The sequence below is a fragment of the Streptomyces melanogenes genome (assembly GCF_014649795.1).
GTDB lineage: Bacteria > Actinomycetota > Actinomycetes > Streptomycetales > Streptomycetaceae > Streptomyces > Streptomyces noboritoensis.
The window spans coordinates 71,263-96,073 of the sequence record NZ_BMTS01000017.1; the positions used below are offsets into that span (position 1 = coordinate 71,263).

Consider the following 24,811-nt stretch of genomic DNA (forward strand, 5'->3'; position numbering starts at 1 on the left):
CTTTTTCGCTGTCCCGGGGCAAGCGGTATCCGATAGCAGTAGTGGCATGACTTTCCTCAAGGCACGACTTTGCACAGCAGTTGCCGCCACAGCAGCGCTGACCATCGGCGCCCTGGCATCAATGCCGGCCTCGGCCAGCGCGGGAGCCGCCACTGCCCCGGCCGTCCAGGCGCTTTCCGAGGCCGGTAAGACCTACGCTGCGGGCTGCGGCTGGAACGAGAGCAGGGGAGGCGAACGCGCCTACTACGAGCACTGCGCCACCAACACCAACGTGTGGATCCAGGTCAAGCGGTGGCCCCGGTCCAACTACCACCGCTGCGTGGGACCGGGCCGCACCAACCTGGACCTCGACGCCACCGGCGCCTGGTACGACAGCAACTACCAAGGCGGCCTCTGTACCCACCCGGGAGACACCGGGCCCTGACCGGAGCGCCCATCATCACGTCGGCGTCTGGCCGCTCGTCCCCTCAGGAGGGGACGAGCGGCCAGGCTGCCCACGCAGAACGATGGCCTTCAGGCGCTTCCACCATTCCGGTTCACCAGGGTGTATGCACCCTCCCCTGTGGGATACGGAATCCACTCCTGGCCCGCCCACTGCCCCGGCCTGCTCTCACAAGACGCCACGACCCCCGGCGTAGTCGGGGTCGGGTCAGGTCCAACCAGCGGTCTTCAGAATGGCGGAGGCAACGGCCGGGAGCGCAACGTGGGTGGTGTCGATGGTGAAGTCGGCGATGTCGGCCTGTTCGAGGACCTTGTCGAGCTGGTCGGCGCGTTCCAGGTGCCAGGGCAGGGACTCGGGGTCGTTGTCGGTTTCATGGCGGTGCCTGAGCCGGCTGTGCACGACGGGAAGGTCCGCCGTCAGGCGGCACACCTTGAGCGGCATGCCGATGGCTGCCTGGTAGGCGTCTCGGTCGGCCGTGCTTTCGGCCACTCCGGCCAGGACGAGCCGCTCCACACCGGCGTCGAGAAAGTTCGCGGTCAGGGCCCGCAGGTTGCGCAGCAGCAGAGCGAAGTTGAACGGGTCGTCTTCAGGGGCGGGCCACGACTGGCAGAGGCGATCCAGGTCCATGACCGCGTGCGGCACACCGGCGTCAGAGAGAAGATCGCCCAGCAGATCGGCGGCCGAAGTCTTGCCGACGCCGACGGTGCCGGTGATCAGCAGTGCACGCGGCTCTGCCCCGTTCGCACGGTCGTGGTGGTTCATCACTGCTCGCTCTACGTCTTACGTCTCCGGCTGGTCTGCACAGTATGGCCAGGATGACGGATAGGAGCACCAGGGTTTCAGTGCACTCATCCGTTCAGACGTTCCCCTCACCACTATGGCCGCGACCGCAACCAGCCAGGAGCCAGGGCTACCCGGCATCCTGGCTGGCCAAGTGATCCAGCAGGCTGGGGTCGGGCTGTTGCGGTGAGGAAATCCACCACGCCAGCTGACCCCTTTCGTAGCGGATCAGCCGCCGCCGAAGTCGGGGCCCCCGATGGTGTAGAGCAACAGGGCGAAGGTGGCCACGGTGAACAGCGCGGTCATCACACGCTGCACACTGACGGTTCGGGTCACGTCAGTCTCCTTTCCGAGTGAGCTCTCAGCCACCCGTCATGTCGGGGGCTCCGATGGTGTACAGGAGCAGGGCAAAGGTCGCCACGGTGAACAGCGCCGTCACCAAACGCTGCACGCTGATGGTTCGGATCACGTCGGTCTCCTTTCGGGTTGAGGTCTCAGCCCCCGGTCCAGTCGGGGGCTCCGATGGTGTAGAGCAGCACGGCGAAGGTGGCCAGGGTGAACAGCGCCGTCATCAGGCGCCGTACGTTGATCGTTTGAGTCATGTCTTGCCTCCGTGGTGTGTGGTGGTGTGAGCTGGTGCATGGCTGTGGCGATGACTGCGGCGGCTCCCAGCGTGATGAGGATGTCGCCGACGCTGATGACCGCGTGGAGCGGTGGTACGGGGATGGCATCGCCGAGGAAGGCCAGTCGGCTGCCGCGCCCGGCGGCGATGTTCTTGGCCGTTTCCTGCCCCGGCGGGATGCCGGCGGCGGCCGCGGCTGTACGCGAGTAGGGCATCCGCCCGTTGAACGCGATCGCCATGCCGTTGAGCAACCCGCCGCCCAGGGCCGTCAACGCGGCGCTCTTCAGTGCGCGGCTGCGTCCCCGCACGTTGGCGAGCAGCCACCCCAGCACCGTCACGAAGACCGTGGCCAGCAGCACGCTGCGCAGTGCCTGGCCCGGCCGGCCGTCGAGACGGTCGACGGCGTACTCTGCCATCTGCGCCGCGCCGGCGAGCCACACCAGCCACAGTGCCCGCAGCCGGGTGGCGAGCAGTCCGCCCAGGCGACCACCGCTCACGTACCCTGCCACCACACCGACGATCGCCGGGAACCCGAAGAGCAGCACCGCCTGCCCGCTCACCGCAGTGCCCACGACGTACATACGCTGCTCGCCAGGGCTGCGAGAGCGAGGCATACGCTGGCGGCCGGTCCCACGTGGGGATACAGGAGTGCAGCTTCGCCGTCCGCTCCAGGCCGTTCGCCACTCATCTGGTTCTCCTTCTGCACGGCACATGCTCGCTGCCAAGCAGCGACGCCAACTCCCGGGCCGGTGAGCCCGGCAGGCTGCGGCGACCGGCATTGCTCCTGCCCTGCGGCGGGAGTTGCCCGTACCAGCCCTGACCGGGATTGCCGTTACGGCTCCGCTGGACGACGGGCGCGCCATCCGCAGCACTCATTCGGTAAATCGCCACTGCTTCTCACTGACGACAGCAACTCTCCCCAGAGCCGCCGTTGTCCGGACCACGATGCCGGCATCGACGCAGGTCGCCGCTGAACTGCAGGTGGACAACAGGACTTGTCCGCGGACAACCGTGCTGCCTGGCCGCGGACTCCAGTGCAAGGAGCATCATCGCCGGGGGCTGAGGCGGCGCGAGTCCCGCCGGAGGCCGACGGCCCGCTCCTCCTCTTGTACACCTGAGCCCGGGCTGGCCCCGGCGCCAGCAGCACGGTGACCTCTCCGGCGACGGCCACGCTGAACAGGGGCGCGCGGGCCTCGCCGTCAGTGTGGCTGCGTGAGCCCCCGGCGGCGGCCGCGTAGGACCTCCACGAGCACTCCGAGGCAGAGCGACTGCGCCAGCACACAGGCGACCAGCCCGCCGAGGAGGAGCCAGGTGGGTACCTCTCCCGCTCCCCCGACCGCCTCGCCGACCACTACGGCGAACAACAGGGTGGGGAAGGCGAAGAAGGCGGGCCATACCCAGATGAATCCGGGGTCCGGGCTGAAGACGGTGACGGCCGTGGCGATCGCGACGGCGGCGCCGAAGAGCCCGAGGTAGACCGCCGAGGCCGGGTTGGCGAAGGTCAGGCGCATCAGGGTACGAGCGTGCATCGGGTCCCTCCAGGAGACGTGTCTGTCCCCATGGTCGGGCGCAGCCGTGGCTGTGTCGTGAGTATCCGTACCCAGTACGTCCGTACGGTCCGCTATTCGCCCGGGACGACCACTGGATCTCGGCCCGGGCCACGTCTTGAGGAAGGTCATCAGCGTGATCGTGTCCGCTGACCCGGCGGGTTCGCGAAGGCATCGCCCGCATGCCACGCGTGCGGCTGGCACCCACACCGCTTCTTGACCCGACCGGCCGCGCCGTACCGTCAGTCTCCCAAGAACAGTCGACGAACACCAGCAGGAGCCTCTCCCGTACAGTACGCGGCCGCCAGGATCGTCGTCATGAGCAGCTCGGGGCAGGCGGCAAGAACCCGCCGGGGCCCTCCGCCAAACCAGTTCGATCCTTTCCCAGGCGTTCAATGGTTCTGCGCCGAAGACGGGATGGCCGGTTCCAGCGGAGCGGACGCAAACCTGTGCGCGCCAGCGCCATCAGATCCCTGTGATCCGCCGAAACTCAGGGTCTTGGCGCAACGTGCTGAAGTAGTCGTCCAAGTGCCCACGGACGAGATTGATGTGTCCCAGGTCGCGCAATGTGCGTAGTTCGGCGAGTGCCTCGTCGCGGCGGCCTGCCAGGGCGTACACCGCGGCCAGGTTGTAGGCGATGTCGGTGATCTCGTAGTTGGCGGTGGCGTGCCGCCTGGCCAGTTGTAGATCCGACTCGGCTTGGTCGTATCGACCGAGGCGCTTTGCCATCGCCCCTCGGTAGGCGAAAAGCCGCGCGCTGACATTCGGCTCCGTCTCGTCCGGCAGCAGGGCGATCGCCTCGTTGTACGCCCGCCATGCGGAGAGGTCGGACGACGGTCCTCCTCGGGTATTGCCGTGGGCGACGCCCCGTACGAAATGAACCTCCCAGTCCACCTCGACTTGAGTGACGTACCGGTCGAAGTGCTCTGCCGCCTCTGCCCACCGGCGTTCAGCCATCAGCGCCCTGGCCAGGTTCAGTTCGACATCAGGCGGCACAGCGCCGTCTGCGGCACGATCGCGCAGGATGCTCATCACCGCTTCCATCTGTTCCAGGGCTGTGCGCACCTGCTGGTCCACGGTGGCGGTTCCACTGACCAGGCCCTCGGTGTCGATCCCCGCGTGAGTGAGTGATTCATCGAGGTCACGGCTTGCGTGAGGGACCCGCAGCACCGCCCGCTCGTACACCGCGTCGCTGGTGATCTGCTGCCGGTGCTTGGTCAAGAGCCGGTAGACGAAGAGCAGGGCCAGCGGGACGTCCAGCACCGCCGCGACCGCGAACATCGCCGGCACCCAGCCCGGCGAGGTGGTCGTGGCCGCACCGGCGATGAACGCGGGAACGGAGACCACGAGCAGCACCAGCACCGCAGCCAGCAACTGCGTGGGAGTGAGCACCTGGCCGGGGTCGATCTGCTGGTTGCTCAACGCCGCGGCCAGCACTTGCGTCGATGTGGACTCACGGGTGTTGCTCGCCTGGTGGTCAGCCACCACCCCATGATGCCCGCCGCTCTCCCCCTCACGCGGGCAAACGCCGCACCCGGCTGTCGGCGCTGCGCAGAGGGGGAGCGGCCCGAGCCGGAGCCAGGCTGCTCAAGGCCTTGCTCCCTGCCCACACCCCCACCCGGTGGCCGCACATGTTTTCGGCATATGCGAAAAGGTGATAACCCTCTCGATGTTGCACGTGTGCCAGCAGGGGGCGAGATGAAGTACGACCTGTCCGACCGCCTCGTCATCGGGATCGCTTCCAGCGCCCTGTTCGACCTCACTGACTGCGATGCGGTCTTCCGCGAGCAGGGCGAGGCCGCGTACCGGGCATACCAGGAGACCCATCTGGACGACGTCCTGGAGCAGGGCGTGGCCTTCCCCTTCGTCCGGCGCCTGCTGTCGCTGAACGACCTCGCGGGCCCCTCCGACCCACTTGTCGAGGTCATCATCCTGTCGCGCAACGACCCGGACACCGGGCTCCGTGTCATGCGGTCCATCGCGGCGCACGGCCTGCCCATCAGTCGGGCCGTCTTCCGGCAGGGGCGGTCGCCACACCGGTTCATGCCCGCCCTGAACATGTCTTTGTTCCTGTCGGCCAACGGTTCGGACGTCCGCGAGGCGGTGGCCGACGGGCTGCCGGCGGGGCACGTACTCAAGACGAAGAGGGTCGACGACGACGCCGACCGGGAACTCCGCATCGCCTTCGACTTCGACGGCGTCGTGGCGGACGACGCCTCCGAGCGGATCTACCAGGACGCCGGCATCGACGCGTTCCGCGCACACGAGGTCCGCAACGTGACCACGGCTCACGACCCCGGTCCCTTGAAGGACTTCCTCGCGGGCATCAACCGCATCCAGCGCCGCGAGGAGGAGGCACGCCGCCAGGACCCGTCGTACCAGCCCCGTCTGCGGGTGTCGCTGGTCACCGCCCGGGACGCCCCGGCACACGAACGGCTCGTGCGCAGCCTCAAGCAGTGGGGCCTTCGCGTCAACGACGCCTTCTTCCTCGGTGGCATCGACAAGGCCACCGTGATGCACGCCCTCGACCCGCACATCTTCTTCGACGACCAGGTCTCCCACCTCAACGGCACGGCACCGGCAACCCCGAGCGTCCACGTGCCGTTCGGCGTCGTCAACACACCCCCGCCCGCGACCGGATGAGTGGGCGTACCGAGGTCGGCCCTCGCGCGTCGTCGAGGCACGGGTTTCCAGACTCCACCCCATCTGGCCCCGGCCGCCGGCAGGCCCCTTGCGGCAAGCAGCGGCCTTCTCTGCGGAGGGAAACCACTGAGAAGGCCGCCACCTTGAACGCCAAGCCCTCCGGACGATCCGCGAACTACGCCTCGGGCTCGTCAGCGCTGCCCGGCTCGTCCGGCTGAGTCGGTGCGTCCACGGCGTCGCCGCTGTCCTTCTCGTCGGTCGGCGCGACGCGGCTTCCTACGCGGCCCGGATCCACCATGCTGTCCTCCTGTTGTGATTTGCGCGTGAGTGCGCTCGGTGATTTGCCCGTGGAACCCGACTGGTTCCCGGCAGGTTCATGAGGGGCAACGTGACTGCTCGCCCGGCATCCTGAACAGCAGGAAATCGGCGTGAACGCCACGCTGCTCCACGTACCGCTTCTCCCGACCCCACTGTTCGAAGCCCACGCGTCGAAGGAGCTTCGCGGAGGCGGTGTTGCGGACATCGCAGCTGGCCGTGATCCACTTCACCGTGCCGAAGAGGCAGTCGATCACAGCGGTCATCGCTTCGGTCGCGTAGCCCCGGCGCCGCATGTCCGGCGCCAGCGTGATGCCCACCACCGCCTGACCGCAGTCGCTCTCTCGCGCGACAGCGAGATCACCGATCAAGCCGGGCTGCCGGTGCCGCTCGATCGCGTACTGGAACACACCAGGCCCGTCGGGACTCTCCGTGAGATAGCCCGCGACGATCGCCTCCGCCTCCGCCTGATCGATCGGCGAACGCCAGGACTGGTAGCGGGCGACACAGGGATCGGAGCGATATCGGGAGAGAGCCGACGCATCGTCACGGCTGAACCGCCGTAGCCGCAGCCGACGCGTCACGATGTCCGTCATCCATCCCTCACATACCGGTTGCCGAAGCGGGAACCCCGCCCTGTCATGTGCAGCCCGCCGGGACGCCAGAGCAGCCCGCAGGAGTCACCGGGCCTGCAGATCCCGCCGCATCGCGCGGGGCTGAATCCGTGTGAACCGACGCGCCCGCGACGCCGAGCGCCAAGACCGCCGCGACACCGACCGCCACTCGAACTACCTGCCTGACCACCATGGCTCTCCTAGGACGCGAACCGAACACTGGCCCTCAGTAGGCCAGCCGCCAATCAATAGACGATCAACGCGCAGGTGACCGGCCTTTCGGCGCGGGACGCCGGGCGGGCCCATTCAGACGACCAGGACCCGGCGCCCCCGGGTGTGGCCGGCGCGGCTGTCGGCGTGCGCCGCCGCTGCCTCGGTGAGCGGGTACGACTTCTCGACCGGAATGTGGAGCCTGCCCCGGGAGATGAGGTCGACGGCCTCGGCGAGCGCGTCCGGCACGCTCCCGGCCACGCCGGAGAACCGGACGCCCAGCTGCGGCGCACCGAGGTCGGCGATGGAGACGACCTTGCGCGGGTCCCCGGTCAGCTCGACGAGTTCGCGGATCACGCCCGAGCCGGCCAGGTCGAGGGCCGCGTCGACCCGGCCCAGGTGCCGCACCCGTTCGACCCAGCCCTCGTTGTACGTCGTGGCGAGGGCGCCCAGGCCGCGCAGGTAGTCCTGGTTCGCGGCCCCGGCCGTGCCGATCACCGTGATGCCGCGCTCGCGGGCGATCTGCAGCACCGCCGACCCGACGCCGCCGGACGCGCCGCTGACCAGCAGCGTCTGCCCGAGCCGCACGCCGACCTCGCGGATGATGCGCAGCGCGGTCTCCACCACCGACGGGTACCCGGCGGCCTCCTCGAAGGCCAGTCCCTCGGGCATCCGGGCCCAGGCCGACAGCACGGCGAATTCGGCGTACGTGTCGGCGCCTTCGCCAAACACGCGGTCGCCGACCTCGACCCCGTCGACGCCCTCGCCGACCTCGTCCACCACCCCGGCGGCGTCCAGTCCAACCCCGGCGGGCAGTTCGACCGGGTGGGCGCCCAGGACCTGGCCCTCCCGGATCCTCCAGTCGACGGGGTTGACGCCCGCGGCCCGTACCGCGATGCGTATCCGGCCGGGGCCCGCGTGGGGCTCCTCGGCTTCCACCAGTTGCAGGACCTCGGGACCGCCGAACTCGGCGAAGCTGATTTTCTTCATGCGGTCGAAATTAACCGTAACCGTTAGGGTTTCACAACGGTTAGGGATTCCTACCTGGTAGTGTCAGGCCATGACCGAGCCGTCCGGACGCCGCGAACGCAAGAAGGCCGCGACCCGTCAGAAGATCGCTGACACCGCACTGCGTCTCTTCCTGGAGCGCGGGTACGACGCCGTGGGCATCCGTGACGTGGCGGCCGAGGCCGACGTGGCCGTCACCACCGTCTTCGCCCACTTCGCCTCGAAAGAGGCCCTGGTGTTCGAGCGCGACCAGGACTTCGAGCAGCGGCTCACGCGCGCGGTCACCGACCGCCCTCCGCACGAGCCGCTCATCCCGGCGCTGCACCGCGAGGTCCAAGCCCTGGTGGAGCACTGCACGGCGGAGGGCAGTGCCCCCGTCCGGCGCATGATCGAGGGATCACCTGCCCTGCGGGAATACGAGGAGTCGATGAGCCTGCGTCACGCGCAGGCGCTGGCAGCGGCGCTGGCCGCCGATCCCCACCTGTCCCGGAGTGCGACGGCCTGCGGGGCGACCGCGCGGTTCACCATCGATGCGTACGCAATGGCCTGCCGGGCGGACGATCCCCGGGCCACGGTGGACGAGATCTTCCAGATGATCGAGGCGGCCTGGGAAGCCACCGCACCCTGAGCCGGGGACGCCCGCACGCCGCCACGGCTGTGGCCTCCCGACACCCCGGTGCGCCGCCTCGCCCTAGAGCAGCACGGGAAGCGAGACCAGCCCACGGACGAGACGGGTGCGCCGCCACTCCAGTCGGTCGGGCGGTACGGCGAGGCGGATTCCGGGGAATCTGGTCAGCACCGCTCGCAGGGCGATCTCCAGCTCGGCCACGGCCAAGGGGGCGCCAACACACCGGTGGATACCGTGACCGAACGCGAGATGAGCGGCCGCGTCCCGGTCCAGGTCGAGGTGGTCCGGCTCCGGGAACCGGGCCGGGTCGCGGTTGGCTGCCCCCAACGCGACCAGGACCGGGACACCGGCCGGGATCTCGGTGCCACCGAGCGTGACGGCCTGCGTGGTGAACCGGAAGGTGGCCATGCTCACCGCCGAGTCGAAGCGGAGCAGTTCGTCCAGCGCGGCAGGCACCGCGTCCGAATTCTCCCGAAGGCGATCCAGCACGGCCGGATGCTGGAACAGCGCGAAGAGGGCGTTGCCGAGAGCGTTGGTGGTGGTCTCGTGTCCGGCCACGAGCAGCAGCACGGCCAGGGAAACCAGTTCCTCCTCGCCCAGGCGGTCCTCTCCGTCCCGAGCCGAGATGAGCCGGTCCAGGAGCGAGTTGCCGGGGTCGAGACGCTTGGCGGCGATGAGGTCCGTCATGTATCCGGCCAACGCGTGTGAGGCCGCGTCGATGACGTCAGACTCTCCCGCCGCGAACAGTTCTGCGGACCAGTCCTGTACCGCAGACCGGTCGGCGAGTGGCACTCCGAGCAGTTGGCAGATCACGATGACCGGCAGGGGAACCGCCAGGTGAGCCACGAAGTCGAGCGGTCCGCCGACGGGCCACTGGTCCAGCAGCTTGTCGGCGGCCCGGGCGATGAAGGGCCGCAGTTGGTTGACGGCCCCGGTCGTCAACTCCTTGGTCACCAGCTTCCGTAGCCGGGTATGCCGGGGCGGGTCACTGGCCAACATGGTGTGAGCCACCGCCGGATGCAGTCGGCGCCGCGACTCCTTGCCCGCGAAGAAGACGCTCGTGTCCTTCGACAGACGGGAGTCGCTGAGGGCCTCCCGGGCCTCCGCGTAGCCCGTGACGAGGTAGTTGGCACGCCCTCCGGAACCGGCGGGCACGGACTGGACCGGGCATGCGGACCGCATGGCCGCGTACGTCGCGTAGGGGTCCCGCAGGACACGGGGATCGTGAGCTGACTCGGTCATGGCCTCAGACCGTACGACCTGATCTACCCCCTCACAAAAGAGCCGGTCAGCGCGCACTTACTCGTGGTCTTGGGTGGGTTGGGGTGAACTCCGGGAGCGTGCGGGGTTGCTACTTCTGGCCGGTCGTGGCCTGGCAGGTCAGATCCTTGGCGGGGAGCCTGCCCGTGCTCAGGTAGACCGTTGCGGCCTCGTCCGCGCACGGATTGCCGTCGGGCGCGTAGAGGACGCCGTGTCCCTCGCCACCGGCGACAGTGAGCATCTGGGAGCCGCGCAGGGCCCGGTGCATGGCCCGGCCGGAGAAGAGGGGCGTCTGGGAGTCCCACTCGTTCTGCGTGATCAGCGCACCGACCGTGTTGTCGATCCTGGTCTGCGGCTCGCTGCCCTGCTGCCAGAAGGCACAGGGCGTGATGGCGGCCGAGAAGTCGCCGTACAGCGGATACCGGGCCTTGTCGCGGATCGCCTCGCGGCGGTAGCGCTTGGGATGGTGCGACCAGGTACGGGTGTCGGCGCACATGAAGGACCAGGCGATGGAGGCGAAGTTGTCATCGGGCTCCTGGGCCTGACCGGCCGTGCCGATCGGAGCCGGGTTCCGGCCCTCGGCCGCGTCCTTCAGCCCGGCGATCCGTTCGGCGGCTTTCCGTACGTGGAAGAACGTGCTGTTGTCAGCGCGGATGTCGTCGCCGGTGAGGGCCTGCCCCTCGAAAGGGATGGGCTCGCGGTTCGCCCGCGCGATCAGATCCCAATAGGTCTTACGGACCTTGGCCGGGGTGTCGCCCAGTCCGTACGCCGTGTGCCGACGGGCGGTCCATGCGGTCCAGCGCGTGAAGGCCTGTTCGGCGGCCTTCGCCATGTCCTGGAACATGCCCCGGTAGATCCGCGTAGGGTCGGTCGCGCTGTCCAGCACGAACCGGTCGGCCCGCTGGGGGAACAACTGCATGAAGACAGCGCCGAGATAGGTGCCGTACGAGTACCCCAGGTAGGAGATCCTCTTCTCACCCAGCACGGCGCGGATGACGTCCATATCGCGAGCGGCGTTGCGGGTGGTGAGATGCGGCAGCTTGTCACCGGCCCTGGCCCGGCACTTCTCGGCGACGGTACGGGCCCGGTCCACGTCCTTCGCGAAAGTCGCCGCCTTGTACGGCCGGTCAGCCTGCTCCTCGGCGGTCAGCCCACAGCTGACGGGGGTGCTCTGCCCGGCGCCCCGCAGGTCGAAGCCGACGAGGTCGTAGCGCCGCTGCACTTCCGCGGGGAAGTTCATGGCCGGGTCGGTGGGCAGACGCAGTCCCGGTGCGCCGGGACCGCCCGGGTTGAGCAGCAGAACGCCCCGACGTTCCTTCGTACTGCCCGCCTTCAGCCGGGATATCGCGAGGCCGATCGTCTTGCCGCCGGGGTCGCTGTAGTCCAGCGGCACCTTGAGCGTCGTGCACTGGAAGGTGGCGGGGCCCTTGGCGTCGCAGCGTTTCCACTGGAGCTTCTGCTGCGTGTACTGCCGCAGGGGGTCCTTGGCAGTGGAGGCGACGGATGCCGTGGACGCGGTGAACGCCGTTGCGGGCGTCAGCCCCGTAAGAGTGGCCGCCGCGAGGCCGACGGCGAGTAGGGAAGCCTTGCGGGTGTTTCTGCTTCGCACGATGATGCTCGTCCTTCGTCCCGTCAACTGGTGTGGCCCCGATTCTGGTTTCCGGGGCCCAACGGCACATCGCGGGAAGGCGGGAGAATTCGCTCCCCCGATCGGGGGAGGCCGCCGGTGGGCCGTCCGGCCCGGCGATTGGGCCGACGCCGGGGCCGGAATGAGGGTGAACGGCTGCTCGCTGCGGGCGGAGAGGGGCCGGCCCGGTGAACGGGTGCATCTGGCATCCTTCACCTCATGAGGACGCCACCAGACGGACTACCGATCTACCGGGTCTTGACCGGGCCGGACGACGCCACGTTCTGCCAACGTGTGAGCGAAGCGATCAGCCTTGGCTACGAACTACATGAAGGTCCTGCCATCTCCTTCAACGGTGAGAGAGTCATCGTCGCTCAGGCGCTCCTCTGGCCAACCCAGCCGTAGGGATGTGAAATGACCGCCGGGGCGACGTCCACCTGTGCGTACGGTGGACGGTCTGCCAACAAGCGGCACCGCAACCACGGGCCGCACTCGTCTCTCCCCCGGCCACCCGTCAGCTTGAGACGCGGGCCTCGATGCCGTCGAGGAGGAAGTCGAGGCCGGTCCAGAAGGTTTGGTCGGCGTCCAGGTGGGGGCCGTCGTGGACGAGCGAGGCCAGCGCGGGGAATCGGCCGGTGGCGAAGGTCCGCTGCAGATAAGGCCCGAAGGTGGCCTGCCACTGCTGCTTGTCCATCCCCGAGGTCCGCTCGGCGCGCCGCTCGGTGATCTCCCGGCGTACCGCGCCGATCACGTACGCATTGACCGCGGCGACCGCCGGCACGACCGTGTCCAGGTCGACGCCACTCATCGCGGCCAGCACGGACTCTCCGCTGGCCAGCGTGTTCGGCCCGAGCTGGGGGCGCCCGCCGAGCAGGTCGGCGAGCCATTCGTGCCGGTGGGCGGCTTGCCTCATGGCGTCGGCAAGGGACCACAGCACCTCTCGCCAACTGTCTCCGGTCGGCCTGATCTCCGCGTGAACCGCGTCGACCATCAGGTCGAGCAGCTCCTCCTTGGTGTCGATGTAGCCGTACAGCCGCATCGGTCCGACGTTCAGCGCCGCGGCGACCTTACGTAGCGACACCCCGTCCAGGCCGTCCGCATCGGCGAGTTGGATCGCCGCTTGGACGATCCGCTCCCGGCTCAGCGGGGCCGGCATCGGTCGTTCCGGCGGCTCCGGCCGCTCCCACACCAACATGCCGACGACAATACAGCGTTGGGAGCGATACAGTGTATTGACGGATACAGTGCATCGAGGGGGCATCTATGACCATCGCCATTGTCGGAGCAGGCCTGGGCGGCCTGACCCTTGCCCGGGTGCTGCACGTGAACGCCATCGACGCGGTGGTGTACGAACGCGAGTCGTCGCGTGACGCACGCGGTCAGGGCGGCATGCTCGACATCCACTCCGGGCAGCGGGCGCTGCGCGAGGCCGGTCTCATGGACCAGTTCCACGCGATCGCCCGTGTCGAGGGGCAGGACATGCGGCTTCTGGAGCCGGACGGCACCCTGCTGTTGCAGGAGGACACCCCCGAGGACGCCCCGCTTGAGCGTCCCGAGGTGGACCGTGCCGATCTGCGCAACCTGCTGCTGGACTCCCTTCCTGAACACGCGGTGCGCTGGGGGCACGCGTTCGAGTCCGCCGACAACGGCGTGCTGTACTTCGCCGACGGCAGCAGCGCGACGTACGACCTGCTCGTCGGCGCCGACGGCGCGAACTCACGGGTCCGTTCCCTGCTCACCGACGCCCGGCCGGCGCACATCGGGCAGAACGTCGTCGAGCTTGGCATTCCCGACATCGACCGCACCCACCCCGACCTCGCGGCGATGGTCGGGCGCGGCAACTACTGGGTGCTCGGCGACGGGAAATCCCTGGCGGCACAGCGCAACGGCGACGGCCGCGTCCGTATCGGCCTCAGCTTCTACAACACCGCCGAGGACTGGTTCGCCACCAGCGGGATCCCGTTCGACGATCCGGCCGCGGCCCGGGCGCGGCTGATCGAGGAACTCAGCGGCTGGGACGCACGGTTCACCGCGCTGATCACGGCCTGCGACGACACGGTCCTGCCACGGTCGATCAGCGCGCTCCCCGTTGGCCTGACCTGGCCGTCGACGCCGGGCGTCACGCTGCTCGGCGATGCCGCGCACTTGATGCCGCCGGTGGGGGAAGGCGCCAACATGGCACTGCTCGACGGCGCTCTGCTCGGCCTCGCGCTGGCCGCGCACCCTCACGACCATCCCGCCGCCGTCAGGGAATACGAAGCCGAGATGTTCGAACGCGCCAGCGCTGCCGCCCGGATGTGCGCGGACATGCAGGAATTACTGATGTCGCCGGACGCCAGCCAGAAGTTGCTCGCGTTCTTCCAACCCGGTTGATCCGCAGGGACGGAATTCGATGGCTAGGCCGGCGTCCGTGACTCCGGCTTGCGGCGACTTGCAGTGGCTCCACCCCAATCGGGCACAGGCGCAGGCGACTTCGGCCAACGCCGCCGCCCACCGGTGACAAGGATCGAAAGTGGAGCCACCGCAAGCCGCCCTCAAACACCCCGGAACCACGTCAGGACACCCCTGGTCGGGGCCCGGACACCCCCGGGCTTCGGGCGCTCAGAGCACGGCGCAGCCGATCGTGACAGGAGTACGTGCCGACCAGCGGCCCGAGACGACGTCGTAGGCCTGGGCGTAGCCGTTGGGGCGGCGGTCCCGGCGGGAGCAGTCGTTGAGGTTGGTGCGGATGCCGAAAGCACCACCGGCGTAGCCCTGCTGTGCGCGGGCGGTGGCGGTGGCGGACCACAGGAGGCGGTTGTCGGAGTTGCGCCGGACGAAGACCCTCACCTGACCGTAGTTGTAGTGGTCGCCGTTGAGCTGGATACGGGCGATGCCGTCGGGCGCGGTGCAGGTGTCGCCGTCGCACCGCGGGGCCGCGAACCAGCGGGTCTTCCAGAGTCGTGCGGACACCTTGCGGGAGTCGGCCAGCTGATTGTCCTGCCGGGCCTGCGAGCGGGTCGCCGGCTCCACGCAGACCACGTCACCGCTGAACGCCTCGCGCCACACGTAACCCTCCTTGCAGGCATAGGGGCCGTATCCCCCGTGCCCCGGGTCGCGGCGGCTCGCGGCCCGGCCGTTGTCGTACCGAGCCCGGTCACGCGTCGCCGGTGTGACGCACACGTGGTCGCTGGGCCGAGCCTCGCGCCACACGTAGCCCTGGCGGCAGGTGTCGGGCCCGAAGTCCTCGGCGGCCGCCGAGGGCGCGGTCGCCAGCACCGCCACGGCGGCCGTCATCATGACCGTCCCCACCAGCGCGGCGCGCGCGGTGATATCCATCGGACGCATCAAATCCCCCTATCCCTGGTGGCTGCCTCCGGTGAAGCAGCTCAGTGCCGGAACAGACATGCCGCGCATCCAGCCGGGTTCCCCCGCACCGAAGCATGGCGCGGCCGCACCGCGCACTCGTGCATGGCCGTGCGCCGGAGCCGCCCCGGCCCGCAGCAGTGGCTGCTGGAGAACGTCCGCGCTGCGGAGACGACGGGCGGCTCGGGCACCCGATTCTTGACAGACCGTCAGCTGCGGGCATAGCTCCCCCGCTCGGGGGAGCTTGATCGTTCGCGCGGACGACGCCCTGTCGCCGAGGTTCGGCAACGGTGGAGTCGTGACGATCAAGCATTCCCTGGACGCCGCAGTGCGTCCGACCTCGCGCCGGGCACTCCGCCTTCGTGGGGGCAGGTGGGCCGGGTTCGCCGTTGCGGCGTGGGGGTTCCTCTTCGCGGTACCCAGTTTCGTCTGGGCCCTGGGTGGCACCTTCGGTGCACGGTCGACGGTGGCTCCTTCGCTGGTGAAGCTTGCCGAGGACCGGGTGACGTGGTTCCTGGCTGTTTTGTGGGTGACGGGTTTCCTCAAACTCTTCGGGGGGTTGGTCGGTATCGGCCTGACCCGCCGTCGCGGCACGTGGACGGGACCACTCACGGTGTTCTGCGGCGGTGGCGCGACGGTGCTGCTCATCTGGCACGGATGTCTGTTCGTTGTCCACGGAGTGCTGGTCGAGGCCAGGGCACGCGCGGTCGCGCCCGATCTGGCCGGGCTGACCCGCTGGTACCTCTTCCTGTGGGGACCGTGGTTCATCGCCGGCGGTCTGGCCTTCGCCGCGGCCGTCACGCATTATGTCCGCCGATGCGACCGTCGGCGCAAAGTGTGGCTCTACGGCTGTGCAGGGACGCTGGGCGCGTTGTTCCTGTCGCTGGCCTCGACAGTCAGCGGGATCGGATGACCGTGCTGCACCCGCCTACACCTCGCAAGCCAGCGCGCCCAAGCAACGCCCGTGAGAGCACCCTCTCAAAGAGCCCTGTCTGCCTCACCGCCAACAACAGCAACACCAGTGACAGCGGGAGGGACGGGGCGCAGGCAGCGATGACGACTCGGCGCTGCGCTCCTCTTCCCCACGGTGGCGTGGCTCGGCAGACTGATTCCGCGTGTCAACCGTGAGCGGGGGGGGAAGCCATGGCATTCGAGGGCACGGAGCTGTCAGAGGCGATCGAAGCGGTGCGCGCCGGCCTCCTGGCCGCGCAGCAGGAACGGCCCGCTCCCGATATCCGCTTCACCGTCAAGGAAGTCGTCCTGGACTTCGTCATCGAGATCCGTAAGACGGCTGCGGCTTCGGGGGGCATCAAGGCATACGTGGTCGGCGCCGAAGCCCGCCGCGAACGCTCCGCCGGGCAGACGCACCGTATGACCGTCACCTTGCACACCGACGGACCGGTGATGGTCAGCGATCACGGCCAAGTCGGCGAGGACCCTGATCGTCGCGGACGGCCGTTCTCCTAGGCGGGCTCGCCATGTCGTGGAACCGGACGGTCTCGGTCGAGTACCTCAACGGCGTCGGTGCCGGATGCGTGATCGCGCCCGGCCTGATTCTGACCGCCCATCACCTGACGGGACCCGCCGCCGGGCGGGAAGCAGCGCACCGCGAGGTGCGCCTGCTCAGCGGCGGTCCCGGCCCCAGGGTCCCTGCTGAAGTGGCGTGGCATCGTGGAGACGCGGTGCTGCTGCGCTGCCGACCGGAGGATTTGGGGGAGGTATTCGCCCCCGTACGCTGGGGCGAGCTGACGTGTACGAAGCCCTCGCCGGTACCGGAGTGTTCGGCGGTGGGCTTGCCCCGTGCGGCCCTGCGCAGCGGTCTGGACGCAGCGGGCGAGGCGTGGCAGTACCGGGCGCCTGCCACCGTGACCGGCCGGATCAATGTGGTCGACAACGCGTCCCACCCGTACAGCCTGCAGATCGACGGGCAGCCGCCCGAGGGCGAAGCGGGCTCCTCTCCATGGCGGGGGATCTCCGGCGCCGGTGTGTTCTGCGAGGACCTGCTGCTGGGCCTGGTCACCACCGCACCCCGGGGATGGAATCACGGTCGTCTGGAGGCTCTGCCGGTGCGGCAGTTGCTCGACGACCCGGGGCTCTGCGACATCATCGAGCAGGCCACCGGAATGCGCCCGAGACTGGAGCCCGCGGACATCGACGGGCTCTTCGACAACCCGCCCCAACCCGCGTCGGCCGCCTCCTATCTGCTCTCGCCCCGCTCCGAAACAGTGGAGTTCACCGGCCTCGACACCGAACTGAGCACCCTGTGGGAATGGTCCACCAGCGCGAGGACGATGGACATCGCGGTCGTCCACGGGCCCGGCGGCATCGGCAAGACCCGTATGGCCACGGAACTCGCCCGTCGGCTGTCCGAACGCCGACCCGAAGCCGAACGGCACGATGGCCGGGACGTCCCCTGGACCGCCGGGTTCCTGTCCGAGGAGCCAGTGCTGCAGCCCCCGCCGTACGCCATGCTCCGCCATCTGGTCCGCCCCGTACTGGTCGTCGTCGACTACGCCGAATCCCGCCTGCCCCAAGTCGAACAGTTGCTGGCCGCACTGGCCACCCACCAGGCTCCCGGCCGCCGCATCCGCGTGCTCCTGCTGGCCCGCTCCATCGACGTGTGGTGGAGACAGCTGCGGATCCGCCACGCCGCACTGACCACCGGCCTCGCCCTGGCCCTCGCACCCCAGGCTCTCTACCGGAACACCGATCGCCGCCAGGTCCGCGACCACGCCGCACGCGACTTCAGCCGCCGACTGGCCACACTGCACCGAGCCGGCGTGCCCGACGACTGGAGTGCCGACGACGTCCGCGAGCAACTCCACATCGCCGCCGTCCCGTCCACACCCGACACCGCTATCGGAGAAAGCTCCACCGCCCTCGCCGTCCGCGATACCGACGACGTCCCGGATCAACTCCGTGCCGATGCCCCGCCTCCGCCCGACACCGCAGCGGAGGCCGACGCGGTGGTCCTCGCCGTACACATGGACGCCCTCGCCCGGGTGCTGCTCGACACCCCCGACCGGTTCACCGATGACATCGCTGCCCAGACCGTACTCATCGAGCACGAGATGAAGCACGTCCAACGCGCCGCGCGCAAGGAGCAGCTGGACCTCGACTTCGACCTGCTGCGCGCCCTGATCACCGTGCAGGGCATGGGACGCGCCAGGACCAAAGGCGAGGCGACTTCCGTCTTCGAGACCGCCTGGGACTTCTACTACCGCGGCTTCGCCGCTCCCCCTGTCCTCGCCCCGGACACCATCCTTAAGCTGCGCCGTATGGCCCGCGCCCTCTACCCCGCTCCCGACCGAACGTACCTGGGAGGCATCGGCCCCGACGCGCTCCTCGCCGCCCTCATCGCTCAACACGAGGCCCCCAACGCCGATGAGGGGGAGGAAGATGACGAGGACGAGGACCACGGATTCCTCGACCGAGTACTGAGCAGTCCCCGTCTCGGTGAGCATCAGCGCCGCCAGTGCATGGTCATGCTGGTGCGCGCCCTGCCCACTCAGCCACAGCTGCTGCGCGGCGCCGCCCGCGTCGTCGCCGCGCACACCGACACCTTGCGCGGCCCCGCCGACGCCGCTGCGGGACAACTCCCGCCGGGAGAACGCACCGACTGGCTGGGCGCCATCGAGCGAGCATCCGTAGCCCTCGACACGAGGCACCGCAAGGCCGAGCCCGTCCCTACGCCCGAGTCTCCGCCAGGGCAGAATCTCCCGCCGCGCGCTCGGGCTAGGTCACTGACCCAGTGGGCGGACGACCTCACCGACCTCCAAGCGGCGGCCGTGGTCGCCGTCGCCGTCCTGATCGTGGCCGCGATCATCGTGCCCCTCCTGCTCACCGGCTGACACGGCACAGACCAGCCGTGCCCTGGAAGCCGAGCGTGGCCGACCACGTCGACAAAGTGCAGGCGTTCGCCCCCTCTCCTCGCTAGGTGTCCGTCGAGGCCAGTCCAGACACCACCCGGATGGGCGACTCTGTCCGCCCTTTTGGTTACATTCCGTGTTCACGCGGCGCGCAACGGGCAGATCACCTTGGGTATTTGCCGCTAGCTGATCGCCTGCAGTCACCATGAAATCCCTCCGTACCGTCGCGCTCGCGACCGCCACCGCCCTCTGCTGCGCCCTCACCTCCGCAGCCGTGGCCGAACCGGCCGCCACGCAGGCGCGGGCTCCCCACAGCATCGTCACGGGCGCCCGCGTGACCGTGGCCCCCCCCCACACACGGCGAGCACGACGTCCCCTGCCAGGGAGGTCAGGTTCCCTCCGGAGGGGGCGTGCAGACCAGCGGCAACGGGGTGTTCGTGACCGCCACATGGCCCAGCGGGATCAGCTGGGTCGCCGACGTCTACAACGAAACCAACGTCCCACAGACATACACCCCCGTGGCGATCTGCACCTCCCAGCCGCACACGACCCGGCACGGCGACATGGTGAACGTGCCACCCGGGGAGACGGCGATCGTCCGCGCGACCTGCGACCCGGGCCAGGTGGTCACCGGCGGCGGACCGGACGCCGGCTCCAGGAACACAGGGTCCGACCACGGGCAGTCCTACATCAGCCAGTCGTCCGACATCGGCCAACAATGGGTCGGGCGGGTCACCAACCACGGCCTCGGCGCCACCATTTTGCAGACCTGGGTACGGTGCGCCAACACGCCCCACACCGCCTACGCCAGCGGAGCGACCAGGCTGGCGCAAGGCGCCACCGGAACCGCCCACATCGACTGCCGTCCCGGCGAAGTGCCGACCGGAGGCGGCGGACTGGGAAACCCGGCGGTCGATTTCAACGAGTCCTACCCGACGACCACGGGGTGGACCATGCGAGCCACCAACCACGGCTCCATCCCACTGGACCTGTTTGCCCGGGTGACCTGCACGACACCCTGACCTGCCCGTACGACACCACGGCCGCGGGGTTGGGCATCGCCCGACCCCGTGGACCTGTTCGCCCGGACCAACACGGCCTGATCCCGGACGGGCCGCCTCACACGTGCTTGAGCGCCTCCCGGACGGACAGCGGGGACAGCCTCCCCCGCTCGCCTTCGACGAAGGCACGCACCGCTCCGGGATCGGTCTTGCCGTACTCCCGCAAGGCCCAGCCGATCGCCTTACGGATGAAGAAGTCCGGGTGCCCGCTCTGGCGCAGACAGTAGGAGAAGAGCCGGTCTGTATCGGTGTTCTCCTTGTACCGCAGCTGGTGCAGCAGCGCGGTACGGGCGACCCACAGGTCCTCGTCCTCGATCCACTCGTCCATGACCGCGGCCAGACTCCTCTCGGCAGCGACCAGCGGTCCCACCACGTGCGCGGCGAGATGATCGACGGTGTCCCACCACGACACGCTCTCCACCAGATACCGCGCCACCGGAACGAACGCGGCCGAACACTGCGCCACATACCGCCGCGCATAGTCGACGGCGAAGTAGTGGTACTCGCGCTCCTCCAGCCGCCAACACCGCAGCACCACCGCAACGACATCCCGCTCGCCGGGCTGTTCCAGCCCGTCGAGCACCACCCGGGACAACGCCCGCCGCTGAGGTGTCCGGATCCCCAGGTAGGGCGCGACACCCTTCATATAGGCGAACATCTCACCGGCCCGGTGCTCATCAGCACCGGTCGGATACACCGTGGTCAGCCTCGCGAGAACGGTGTCGGCGAGGTCACTGCGCGGAATACGGGGAGCCACGAGGACACGCTAATGGCCGGCGCCGTCACCGTCGCGTTCATCGAAGTCAGCAGGACCGGCCGGAGCTGAGCAAGTCCTACTGGGTGACCCGCAGGCTCTTCTTGGCCAGTTCGTAGGCCGGAAGCATTTCCTTGTGCTCGTCGCTGTCCAAGCCGCCCAGGTGCAGGACCACCGCACCGCTGGGGGTGATGACGGCCAGGGCGTGCTCCTGCTTCGACTCGTCGAGGAGCTTGCTGTACGTCTCGTAGGCGACCTCGGTGGCGGGCAGCGAGCCCGCTTTGACCTCCGTGTACGCCGCCTTCCTCGCGTTCTTGTCGGCGGTGACGAACGCCTCCAGGGCCGCGCGGGGGGTGCCGCCCTTGACGGTGCTGGTCCAGGCGCGCAGGTAGCCGATGTTCCCGGCGGGCTTGGCGTCGATCTCGCAGGCCATGGTGAACGGGCCCTGCTTGGCGAGGGCGTCCAGTGCCGTGCCGTCGAGCTTGACCGCCTTCGCCTTCCACTTGTCGGCGGTGGTGAAGGCCACGGGCAGCGGGCACGCCGATCCGGCGGCCCCGACCGCGCTGCCGCCCGCCGCCACCGGAGCGCCCGATGCCTTCTCGGACGCTGTCGAGGACGCCTGCCTGGGCGGCGCCGACGACTTGTCCGAGGACTCCTTCCCTCCACCGCACCCCGTCAGCACCACTGCCGCCAACGCGGCCGCGACCGCACCCCGTACCGATATCCGCACCACAGGTCCTTCGCCCCCGTATTTCCGAAACGGTCGACTGACCGCCTACGGGAGGTTAGCCGACCCCGGGCAAACCGATGTCCCACTTGCCGAGCCGCGCCAGCCGTCCGACCACAAGCAACGCAGTGAGACAGCCCGGAATGGCCCGACGGCGAAGCTCCGGACAAAGGGGTTGAGGTATGACCTGGCCGCTCCAAGGAGCCCGTCCCGGGTCCCTACCGCTTGGCTGCTACGCCAAGGCTGTCGCTCCGGTGGATCCACAAGGTCGCCTGGGGGTCCACGTAAGGGGCTCGGTTGCGGGTGGTGTCGTGTGCGCAGCGCAGGCTGACGGTCGTGGGGGCGGTGCCGGAGAAGGCGCCCTGGACACTGACCGTGGCCGCGTAGACCCCGGAGCCCGCGCCCGTGGTGTTGTTGCCGATCATGGTGGTCGCTCCGCCGACGACGGTCTCACCCGCGTACAGCGAGCAGCGGGTGTAGTCGCTGGCTTCCCAGCTGACCAGCGTCGCGTTGGCGGACAGGATCCAGGAGCCGGCGGACACCGTCTCCGAGACCACCGTGGTGGACACCCCGCCCGAGGCACTGAGCAGCACCGAGGACGACGTCTGTCTGACCACGTCCTGCGAGGTCGTCAGATGCGGCTGGGCCACCACGGACGTGCTGCCGGTGCCCGCCGAGGCCGAGGCCGTCAGAAGACTGCCGGCCAGTAAGCCGCCGATGCCCAGCACCGTCATCAGCCGCGAGGACTTCTTCATGATCCTGCTTCCTTTCGCTTGGAGATCAGCTGTGTGCCGGGCCACAGGATGCCGCGCGGAGAGGGCGGTTGGGCAGGCGGAGTCAGGCCGATCGGCGAAGGCTGGTTTCCTCCCCTCCCGTACGCCTTCCCTCGCATGCGACGCTGGATTTCGCGTCAGGGGAGCCAGAACGGACGAGATGCGCGATGACTCGCAGCAGCGCGGACGGCCATGCGGTGGTGGTGGGTGCCGGCCTGGCCGGTCTGCTGTCCGCCCAGGTACTTGCCCGGCGTTTCGCCCGGGTGACTCTGGTCGAACGGGACCGGCTGCCGCAGTCCGGCCCGGCATTCCGCCCCGGCGTCCCCCAGTCCCGACATGTACACCTGTTGTGGTCGCGCGGCCTGGACCTCATCGAGTCCCAACTACCCGGTATCACCGACGACTTACTGGTAGGTGGAGCCCGGCTGCTGCGGGCCCCGGCCGATCTGCGCTGGCTGAGCCTGGTGGACTGGTTCGGGCCGATGCCCGGCACGACCCTGCTGGCGGGCAGCCGTGAGCTGATCGAATGGACCGTACGGCAGCGGGTGCTGCGCGAGAAGCGGATCGAGCCACGCATGGGCACCGAGGCGATCGGACTGCTCGCCGCACCGGGCGACGCGGGTGTGCGCGGCATCAGTGTCCGGCCACGCGGCACACCGAACGACGACCGCGCCGAACAGCTCACCGCGGACTTCGTCCTCGACGCAAGCGGCCGCACCTCCCGCGCCCCCACCTGGCTCGCCGAACTCGGCTACCCAGCACCGGCCGTCACCCGCCGCGACGCACACCTGGCCTACTCCAGCCGCTACTACCGGGCTCCGGCCGACGGAGGGCAGGACCACACCGCGATCTACATCCAGGGCCGCCCCGACCTCCCGCGCGCCGCCGCGCTCCTGCCCATCGACGGCGGACGGTGGCTCGTGACGCTCATCGGGATCGGCACGCACGCACCGCCCACTGGTGACGAGGAGTTCGTGGAGTACGCCCGCACCCTGCGCAGCCCCCTCCTCTACGAGGCCCTGCGCGCGGCGGTACCGCTCTCCTCCGCCAAGGGTTTCCGCGACACGGCGAACGAGTGGCGCCACTACGAGCGGCTGCGCCGCTGGCCGGACGGCTTCGTCGTGTTGGGCGACGCCGCGTGCCGCTTCAATCCCGTGTACGGGCACGGCATGACCGTCGCGGCGCTCGCCACGCACTCTCGGCCCGGGAGACCGAAGGGCGCGACCACCACGGCATCCGCCGGGCAGCACGGCGCATACAGCGCCGCACCGCCGCCAGCGCTTCGACGGCGTGGGGCATCGCCCTCGGCGGAGACCTGCGCTCGCCGGACACCGAGGGACCACAGCCAGGGCGCTTCGCCACAGTCCTCCAGCGGTACCTGCCCCACCTCCTCGCGGGAGCCAACAGGGACCCCGTGCTCTCGCACGCGCTCTTCGACGTACTGTCACTGAACGCGACGCCCACCACCCTGCTCGCTCCCAGCACCGTGATCCGCGTCCTGGGCAAGTGGCGCCTGCCCACGGCCCCTGCCACCGAGCCCTACCCTCCGCACGGCCATTCGGCGCGGGCACAGCCGTAGCCTTTCGGGGGTCAGCCGACGATGTGGAACCGCAGTTTGAACAAGGTGGGCGCATCGAGCCCGAGCCCTTCGGTGAGGAAGCTGCCGAAGCTTCCGTAGTCGGCCACCGCCTGCGCCCGGAACGCCGCCAGGTAGTTGCTGTGTACCTGGAGCAGGGGGTCGAGCAGATCCGGGTCCTGCATGTACCCCGCGGCTTTGAGCTGGTTCTTCAGCGCAGTGTCCGATGCCGCACGGAGTTGGTTGCTCAGGAGGTAGTCGCCCTCGGACGTGGAGGCCGGCACGCCGACCGCGCGCAGGATCGTGTCCGCGAGGATTCCCGTGCGGTCCTTGCCGGACGAGCAGTGGAACATCGTGGGCTTGTTCGCGTTCGCCACGGTACGGATCGCTGCTCCGAGCGCGGCCCGGTTCGCCGGGTTGGTGACGAAAGCACGGTAGAGCGCTTCCATCCTCGCTTCGGCCTTTCCCCCGCCGAGTTGCTGCTGCTGGTACACGGGGTCCTTGCTGCGCACCACCATGCCGATGAACGCGAACAACGACGTGTCGTCGACCGGTTGGGCGATGGAGGTCACGCCGGCCGGAAGCCGGTCGGCTCCGTCAGCTTGCGTCTCGGGAGCGGTGCGCAGGTCGATCACGCTGCCCAGTCCTAGGCTGGCGAGCGCGCTCACACCCTCGGGCGGCAGCTTCGACAGGGTCTCCGAGCGGTACAGCACACCCCAGCGGGTGGTCTTGCCGTCGTACGTGCGGTAGCCGCCGACATCCCGGGCGTTGACCGTACCCGGTACCGCCAAGACCCGGGAGCTCGTGACCGTGCTGTCGGCAGGGCGGGCGGGGGTCGCGGCCGCGGCTGCCTGCGCCATACCGGACGCCAGGGGCATCACCAGGGCCAGGGCGAGCACAGACGTGCTGACGGCGCGTCTTATCGGTGCCACGAGGGGGCTCCTTCCATGGGGGAGCCGGGAACGTAGCGCGTGGATCTTGTGCCTGGAAGGCGCACGCACGAAACAACA

The 24,811-nt window shown here is 69.2% G+C and carries 25 protein-coding genes; 10 read left to right on the plus strand and 15 right to left on the minus strand.

All coding sequences use genetic code 11. The annotated features are described in order from the left end of the window. The first annotated feature begins 121 nt into the window (after positions 1-121). On the plus strand, positions 122-424 hold the full coding sequence (locus IE252_RS30880; RefSeq protein ID WP_190092819.1) for a DUF6355 family natural product biosynthesis protein: 303 nt from the start codon (positions 122-124) through the stop codon (positions 422-424). Between the two features lie 225 nt (positions 425-649). Here IE252_RS30880 and IE252_RS30885 read toward each other — a convergent pair whose 3' ends face one another. From IE252_RS30885 to IE252_RS30900, 4 genes are all read right to left on the minus strand, one after another. Beyond that, positions 650-1,204 (minus strand): P-loop NTPase family protein, encoded by a 555-nt coding sequence (locus IE252_RS30885; RefSeq protein WP_190092718.1) that lies wholly within the window; start codon positions 1,202-1,204, stop codon positions 650-652. A gap of 483 nt (positions 1,205-1,687) precedes the next feature. Further along, the gene (locus IE252_RS30890; protein WP_190092719.1) at positions 1,688-2,425 is read right to left on the minus strand and encodes a DUF5317 family protein; all 738 of its coding nucleotides are present in this window, start codon (positions 2,423-2,425) and stop codon (positions 1,688-1,690) included. A gap of 618 nt (positions 2,426-3,043) precedes the next feature. After that, positions 3,044-3,373: an SCO4225 family membrane protein gene (locus IE252_RS30895; protein ID WP_190092720.1), complete on the minus strand. Its 330-nt coding sequence runs from the start codon at positions 3,371-3,373 to the stop codon at positions 3,044-3,046. Between the two features lie 483 nt (positions 3,374-3,856). Then, entirely contained in the window at positions 3,857-4,876 is a 1,020-nt protein-coding gene (locus tag IE252_RS30900; protein WP_190092721.1) for a tetratricopeptide repeat protein, read from the minus strand. 213 nt (positions 4,877-5,089) lie between these two features. Between IE252_RS30900 and IE252_RS30905 the strand changes: the two genes are divergently transcribed. Next, positions 5,090-6,034 (plus strand): 5'-nucleotidase, encoded by a 945-nt coding sequence (locus IE252_RS30905; RefSeq protein WP_190092722.1) that lies wholly within the window; start codon positions 5,090-5,092, stop codon positions 6,032-6,034. Positions 6,035-6,209: 175 nt separating this feature from the next. On the opposite strand, the gene IE252_RS44005 is transcribed toward IE252_RS30905, so the two are convergent. From IE252_RS44005 to IE252_RS30915, 3 genes are all read right to left on the minus strand, one after another. Then, entirely contained in the window at positions 6,210-6,332 is a 123-nt protein-coding gene (locus IE252_RS44005; protein WP_268248432.1) for a hypothetical protein, read from the minus strand. Between the two features lie 76 nt (positions 6,333-6,408). After that, positions 6,409-6,945, minus strand: coding sequence for a GNAT family N-acetyltransferase (locus IE252_RS30910; protein ID WP_190092723.1), 537 nt, complete (start codon positions 6,943-6,945; stop codon positions 6,409-6,411). A 324-nt stretch (positions 6,946-7,269) separates the two neighbouring features. After that, positions 7,270-8,163, minus strand: a complete 894-nt coding sequence (locus tag IE252_RS30915) for an NADP-dependent oxidoreductase (RefSeq protein ID WP_190092724.1) — start codon at positions 8,161-8,163, stop codon at positions 7,270-7,272. Between the two features lie 70 nt (positions 8,164-8,233). Here IE252_RS30915 and IE252_RS30920 point away from each other — a divergent pair, with 70 nt between their 5' ends. Continuing rightward, positions 8,234-8,809: a TetR/AcrR family transcriptional regulator gene (locus tag IE252_RS30920; protein WP_190092725.1), complete on the plus strand. Its 576-nt coding sequence runs from the start codon at positions 8,234-8,236 to the stop codon at positions 8,807-8,809. A gap of 63 nt (positions 8,810-8,872) precedes the next feature. On the opposite strand, the gene IE252_RS30925 is transcribed toward IE252_RS30920, so the two are convergent. Together IE252_RS30925 and IE252_RS30930 are read right to left on the minus strand one after the other, a co-directional pair. Further along, positions 8,873-10,051, minus strand: coding sequence for a cytochrome P450 family protein (locus IE252_RS30925; protein ID WP_190092726.1), 1,179 nt, complete (start codon positions 10,049-10,051; stop codon positions 8,873-8,875). 109 nt (positions 10,052-10,160) lie between these two features. Then, positions 10,161-11,678, minus strand: coding sequence for an alpha/beta hydrolase (locus IE252_RS30930; protein ID WP_190092727.1), 1,518 nt, complete (start codon positions 11,676-11,678; stop codon positions 10,161-10,163). Positions 11,679-11,915: 237 nt separating this feature from the next. Here IE252_RS30930 and IE252_RS30935 point away from each other — a divergent pair, with 237 nt between their 5' ends. Beyond that, entirely contained in the window at positions 11,916-12,101 is a 186-nt protein-coding gene (locus IE252_RS30935) for a DUF1737 domain-containing protein (RefSeq protein ID WP_190092728.1), read from the plus strand. Positions 12,102-12,210: 109 nt separating this feature from the next. Here IE252_RS30935 and IE252_RS30940 read toward each other — a convergent pair whose 3' ends face one another. Next, on the minus strand, positions 12,211-12,891 hold the full coding sequence (locus tag IE252_RS30940) for a TetR/AcrR family transcriptional regulator (RefSeq protein WP_190092729.1): 681 nt from the start codon (positions 12,889-12,891) through the stop codon (positions 12,211-12,213). A 68-nt stretch (positions 12,892-12,959) separates the two neighbouring features. Here IE252_RS30940 and IE252_RS30945 point away from each other — a divergent pair, with 68 nt between their 5' ends. Further along, entirely contained in the window at positions 12,960-14,069 is a 1,110-nt protein-coding gene (locus IE252_RS30945; RefSeq protein ID WP_190092730.1) for an FAD-dependent oxidoreductase, read from the plus strand. A gap of 228 nt (positions 14,070-14,297) precedes the next feature. Here the strand turns inward: IE252_RS30945 and IE252_RS30950 are convergent, their stop codons facing one another. Continuing rightward, on the minus strand, positions 14,298-15,014 hold the full coding sequence (locus tag IE252_RS30950; RefSeq protein ID WP_190092731.1) for a hypothetical protein: 717 nt from the start codon (positions 15,012-15,014) through the stop codon (positions 14,298-14,300). 325 nt (positions 15,015-15,339) lie between these two features. Here IE252_RS30950 and IE252_RS30955 point away from each other — a divergent pair, with 325 nt between their 5' ends. The 4 genes from IE252_RS30955 (at position 15,340) to IE252_RS30970 (ending at position 19,932) form a co-directional block, all read left to right on the plus strand. Beyond that, positions 15,340-15,954 (plus strand): DUF3995 domain-containing protein, encoded by a 615-nt coding sequence (locus IE252_RS30955; protein ID WP_229848887.1) that lies wholly within the window; start codon positions 15,340-15,342, stop codon positions 15,952-15,954. A 230-nt stretch (positions 15,955-16,184) separates the two neighbouring features. After that, positions 16,185-16,508, plus strand: a complete 324-nt coding sequence (locus IE252_RS30960) for a trypco2 family protein (protein ID WP_190092733.1) — start codon at positions 16,185-16,187, stop codon at positions 16,506-16,508. Between the two features lie 11 nt (positions 16,509-16,519). Further along, the gene (locus IE252_RS30965) at positions 16,520-18,892 is read left to right on the plus strand and encodes a S1 family serine peptidase (RefSeq protein WP_190092734.1); all 2,373 of its coding nucleotides are present in this window, start codon (positions 16,520-16,522) and stop codon (positions 18,890-18,892) included. Between the two features lie 428 nt (positions 18,893-19,320). Beyond that, the gene (locus tag IE252_RS30970; RefSeq protein ID WP_190092735.1) at positions 19,321-19,932 is read left to right on the plus strand and encodes a hypothetical protein; all 612 of its coding nucleotides are present in this window, start codon (positions 19,321-19,323) and stop codon (positions 19,930-19,932) included. A 97-nt stretch (positions 19,933-20,029) separates the two neighbouring features. Here IE252_RS30970 and IE252_RS30975 read toward each other — a convergent pair whose 3' ends face one another. The 3 genes from IE252_RS30975 to IE252_RS30985 form a co-directional block, all read right to left on the minus strand. Then, positions 20,030-20,728 carry a DNA alkylation repair protein gene (locus IE252_RS30975; RefSeq protein WP_190092736.1) on the minus strand — a complete coding sequence of 233 codons (699 nt, stop codon included), beginning with the start codon at positions 20,726-20,728 and terminating at the stop codon, positions 20,030-20,032. A gap of 76 nt (positions 20,729-20,804) precedes the next feature. Beyond that, positions 20,805-21,455: a lipoprotein gene (locus IE252_RS30980; RefSeq protein WP_229848888.1), complete on the minus strand. Its 651-nt coding sequence runs from the start codon at positions 21,453-21,455 to the stop codon at positions 20,805-20,807. Positions 21,456-21,670: 215 nt separating this feature from the next. Next, positions 21,671-22,207: a hypothetical protein gene (locus IE252_RS30985; RefSeq protein ID WP_190092738.1), complete on the minus strand. Its 537-nt coding sequence runs from the start codon at positions 22,205-22,207 to the stop codon at positions 21,671-21,673. A gap of 185 nt (positions 22,208-22,392) precedes the next feature. Here IE252_RS30985 and IE252_RS30990 point away from each other — a divergent pair, with 185 nt between their 5' ends. Beyond that, positions 22,393-23,676, plus strand: a complete 1,284-nt coding sequence (locus IE252_RS30990) for an NAD(P)/FAD-dependent oxidoreductase (protein ID WP_229848889.1) — start codon at positions 22,393-22,395, stop codon at positions 23,674-23,676. A gap of 139 nt (positions 23,677-23,815) precedes the next feature. Here IE252_RS30990 and IE252_RS30995 read toward each other — a convergent pair whose 3' ends face one another. Then, positions 23,816-24,700 carry a tyrosine-protein phosphatase gene (locus IE252_RS30995; RefSeq protein ID WP_190092739.1) on the minus strand — a complete coding sequence of 295 codons (885 nt, stop codon included), beginning with the start codon at positions 24,698-24,700 and terminating at the stop codon, positions 23,816-23,818. Positions 24,701-24,811 lie beyond the last annotated feature (111 nt).

What these genes read in the sequence shown, in the direction of transcription:
- IE252_RS30950 (WP_190092731.1), bottom strand. Translation starts at nt 15,014, where the DNA reads ATGGATATCACCGCGCGCGCCGCGCTGGTGGGGACGGTCATGATGACG.
- IE252_RS30885 (WP_190092718.1), bottom strand. Translation starts at nt 1,204, where the DNA reads ATGAACCACCACGACCGTGCGAACGGGGCAGAGCCGCGTGCACTGCTG.
- IE252_RS30905 (WP_190092722.1), top strand. Translation starts at nt 5,090, where the DNA reads ATGAAGTACGACCTGTCCGACCGCCTCGTCATCGGGATCGCTTCCAGC.
- IE252_RS30985 (WP_190092738.1), bottom strand. Translation starts at nt 22,207, where the DNA reads ATGAAGAAGTCCTCGCGGCTGATGACGGTGCTGGGCATCGGCGGCTTA.
- IE252_RS30910 (WP_190092723.1), bottom strand. Translation starts at nt 6,945, where the DNA reads ATGACGGACATCGTGACGCGTCGGCTGCGGCTACGGCGGTTCAGCCGT.
- IE252_RS30895 (WP_190092720.1), bottom strand. Translation starts at nt 3,373, where the DNA reads ATGCACGCTCGTACCCTGATGCGCCTGACCTTCGCCAACCCGGCCTCG.
- IE252_RS30935 (WP_190092728.1), top strand. Translation starts at nt 11,916, where the DNA reads ATGAGGACGCCACCAGACGGACTACCGATCTACCGGGTCTTGACCGGG.
- IE252_RS30925 (WP_190092726.1), bottom strand. Translation starts at nt 10,051, where the DNA reads ATGACCGAGTCAGCTCACGATCCCCGTGTCCTGCGGGACCCCTACGCG.
- IE252_RS30965 (WP_190092734.1), top strand. Translation starts at nt 16,520, where the DNA reads ATGTCGTGGAACCGGACGGTCTCGGTCGAGTACCTCAACGGCGTCGGT.
- IE252_RS30945 (WP_190092730.1), top strand. Translation starts at nt 12,960, where the DNA reads ATGACCATCGCCATTGTCGGAGCAGGCCTGGGCGGCCTGACCCTTGCC.
- IE252_RS30960 (WP_190092733.1), top strand. Translation starts at nt 16,185, where the DNA reads ATGGCATTCGAGGGCACGGAGCTGTCAGAGGCGATCGAAGCGGTGCGC.
- IE252_RS30915 (WP_190092724.1), bottom strand. Translation starts at nt 8,163, where the DNA reads ATGAAGAAAATCAGCTTCGCCGAGTTCGGCGGTCCCGAGGTCCTGCAA.
- IE252_RS30890 (WP_190092719.1), bottom strand. Translation starts at nt 2,425, where the DNA reads ATGTACGTCGTGGGCACTGCGGTGAGCGGGCAGGCGGTGCTGCTCTTC.
- IE252_RS30920 (WP_190092725.1), top strand. Translation starts at nt 8,234, where the DNA reads ATGACCGAGCCGTCCGGACGCCGCGAACGCAAGAAGGCCGCGACCCGT.
- IE252_RS44005 (WP_268248432.1), bottom strand. Translation starts at nt 6,332, where the DNA reads ATGGTGGATCCGGGCCGCGTAGGAAGCCGCGTCGCGCCGACCGACGAG.
- IE252_RS30990 (WP_229848889.1), top strand. Translation starts at nt 22,393, where the DNA reads ATGACTCGCAGCAGCGCGGACGGCCATGCGGTGGTGGTGGGTGCCGGC.
- IE252_RS30940 (WP_190092729.1), bottom strand. Translation starts at nt 12,891, where the DNA reads ATGTTGGTGTGGGAGCGGCCGGAGCCGCCGGAACGACCGATGCCGGCC.
- IE252_RS30880 (WP_190092819.1), top strand. Translation starts at nt 122, where the DNA reads ATGCCGGCCTCGGCCAGCGCGGGAGCCGCCACTGCCCCGGCCGTCCAG.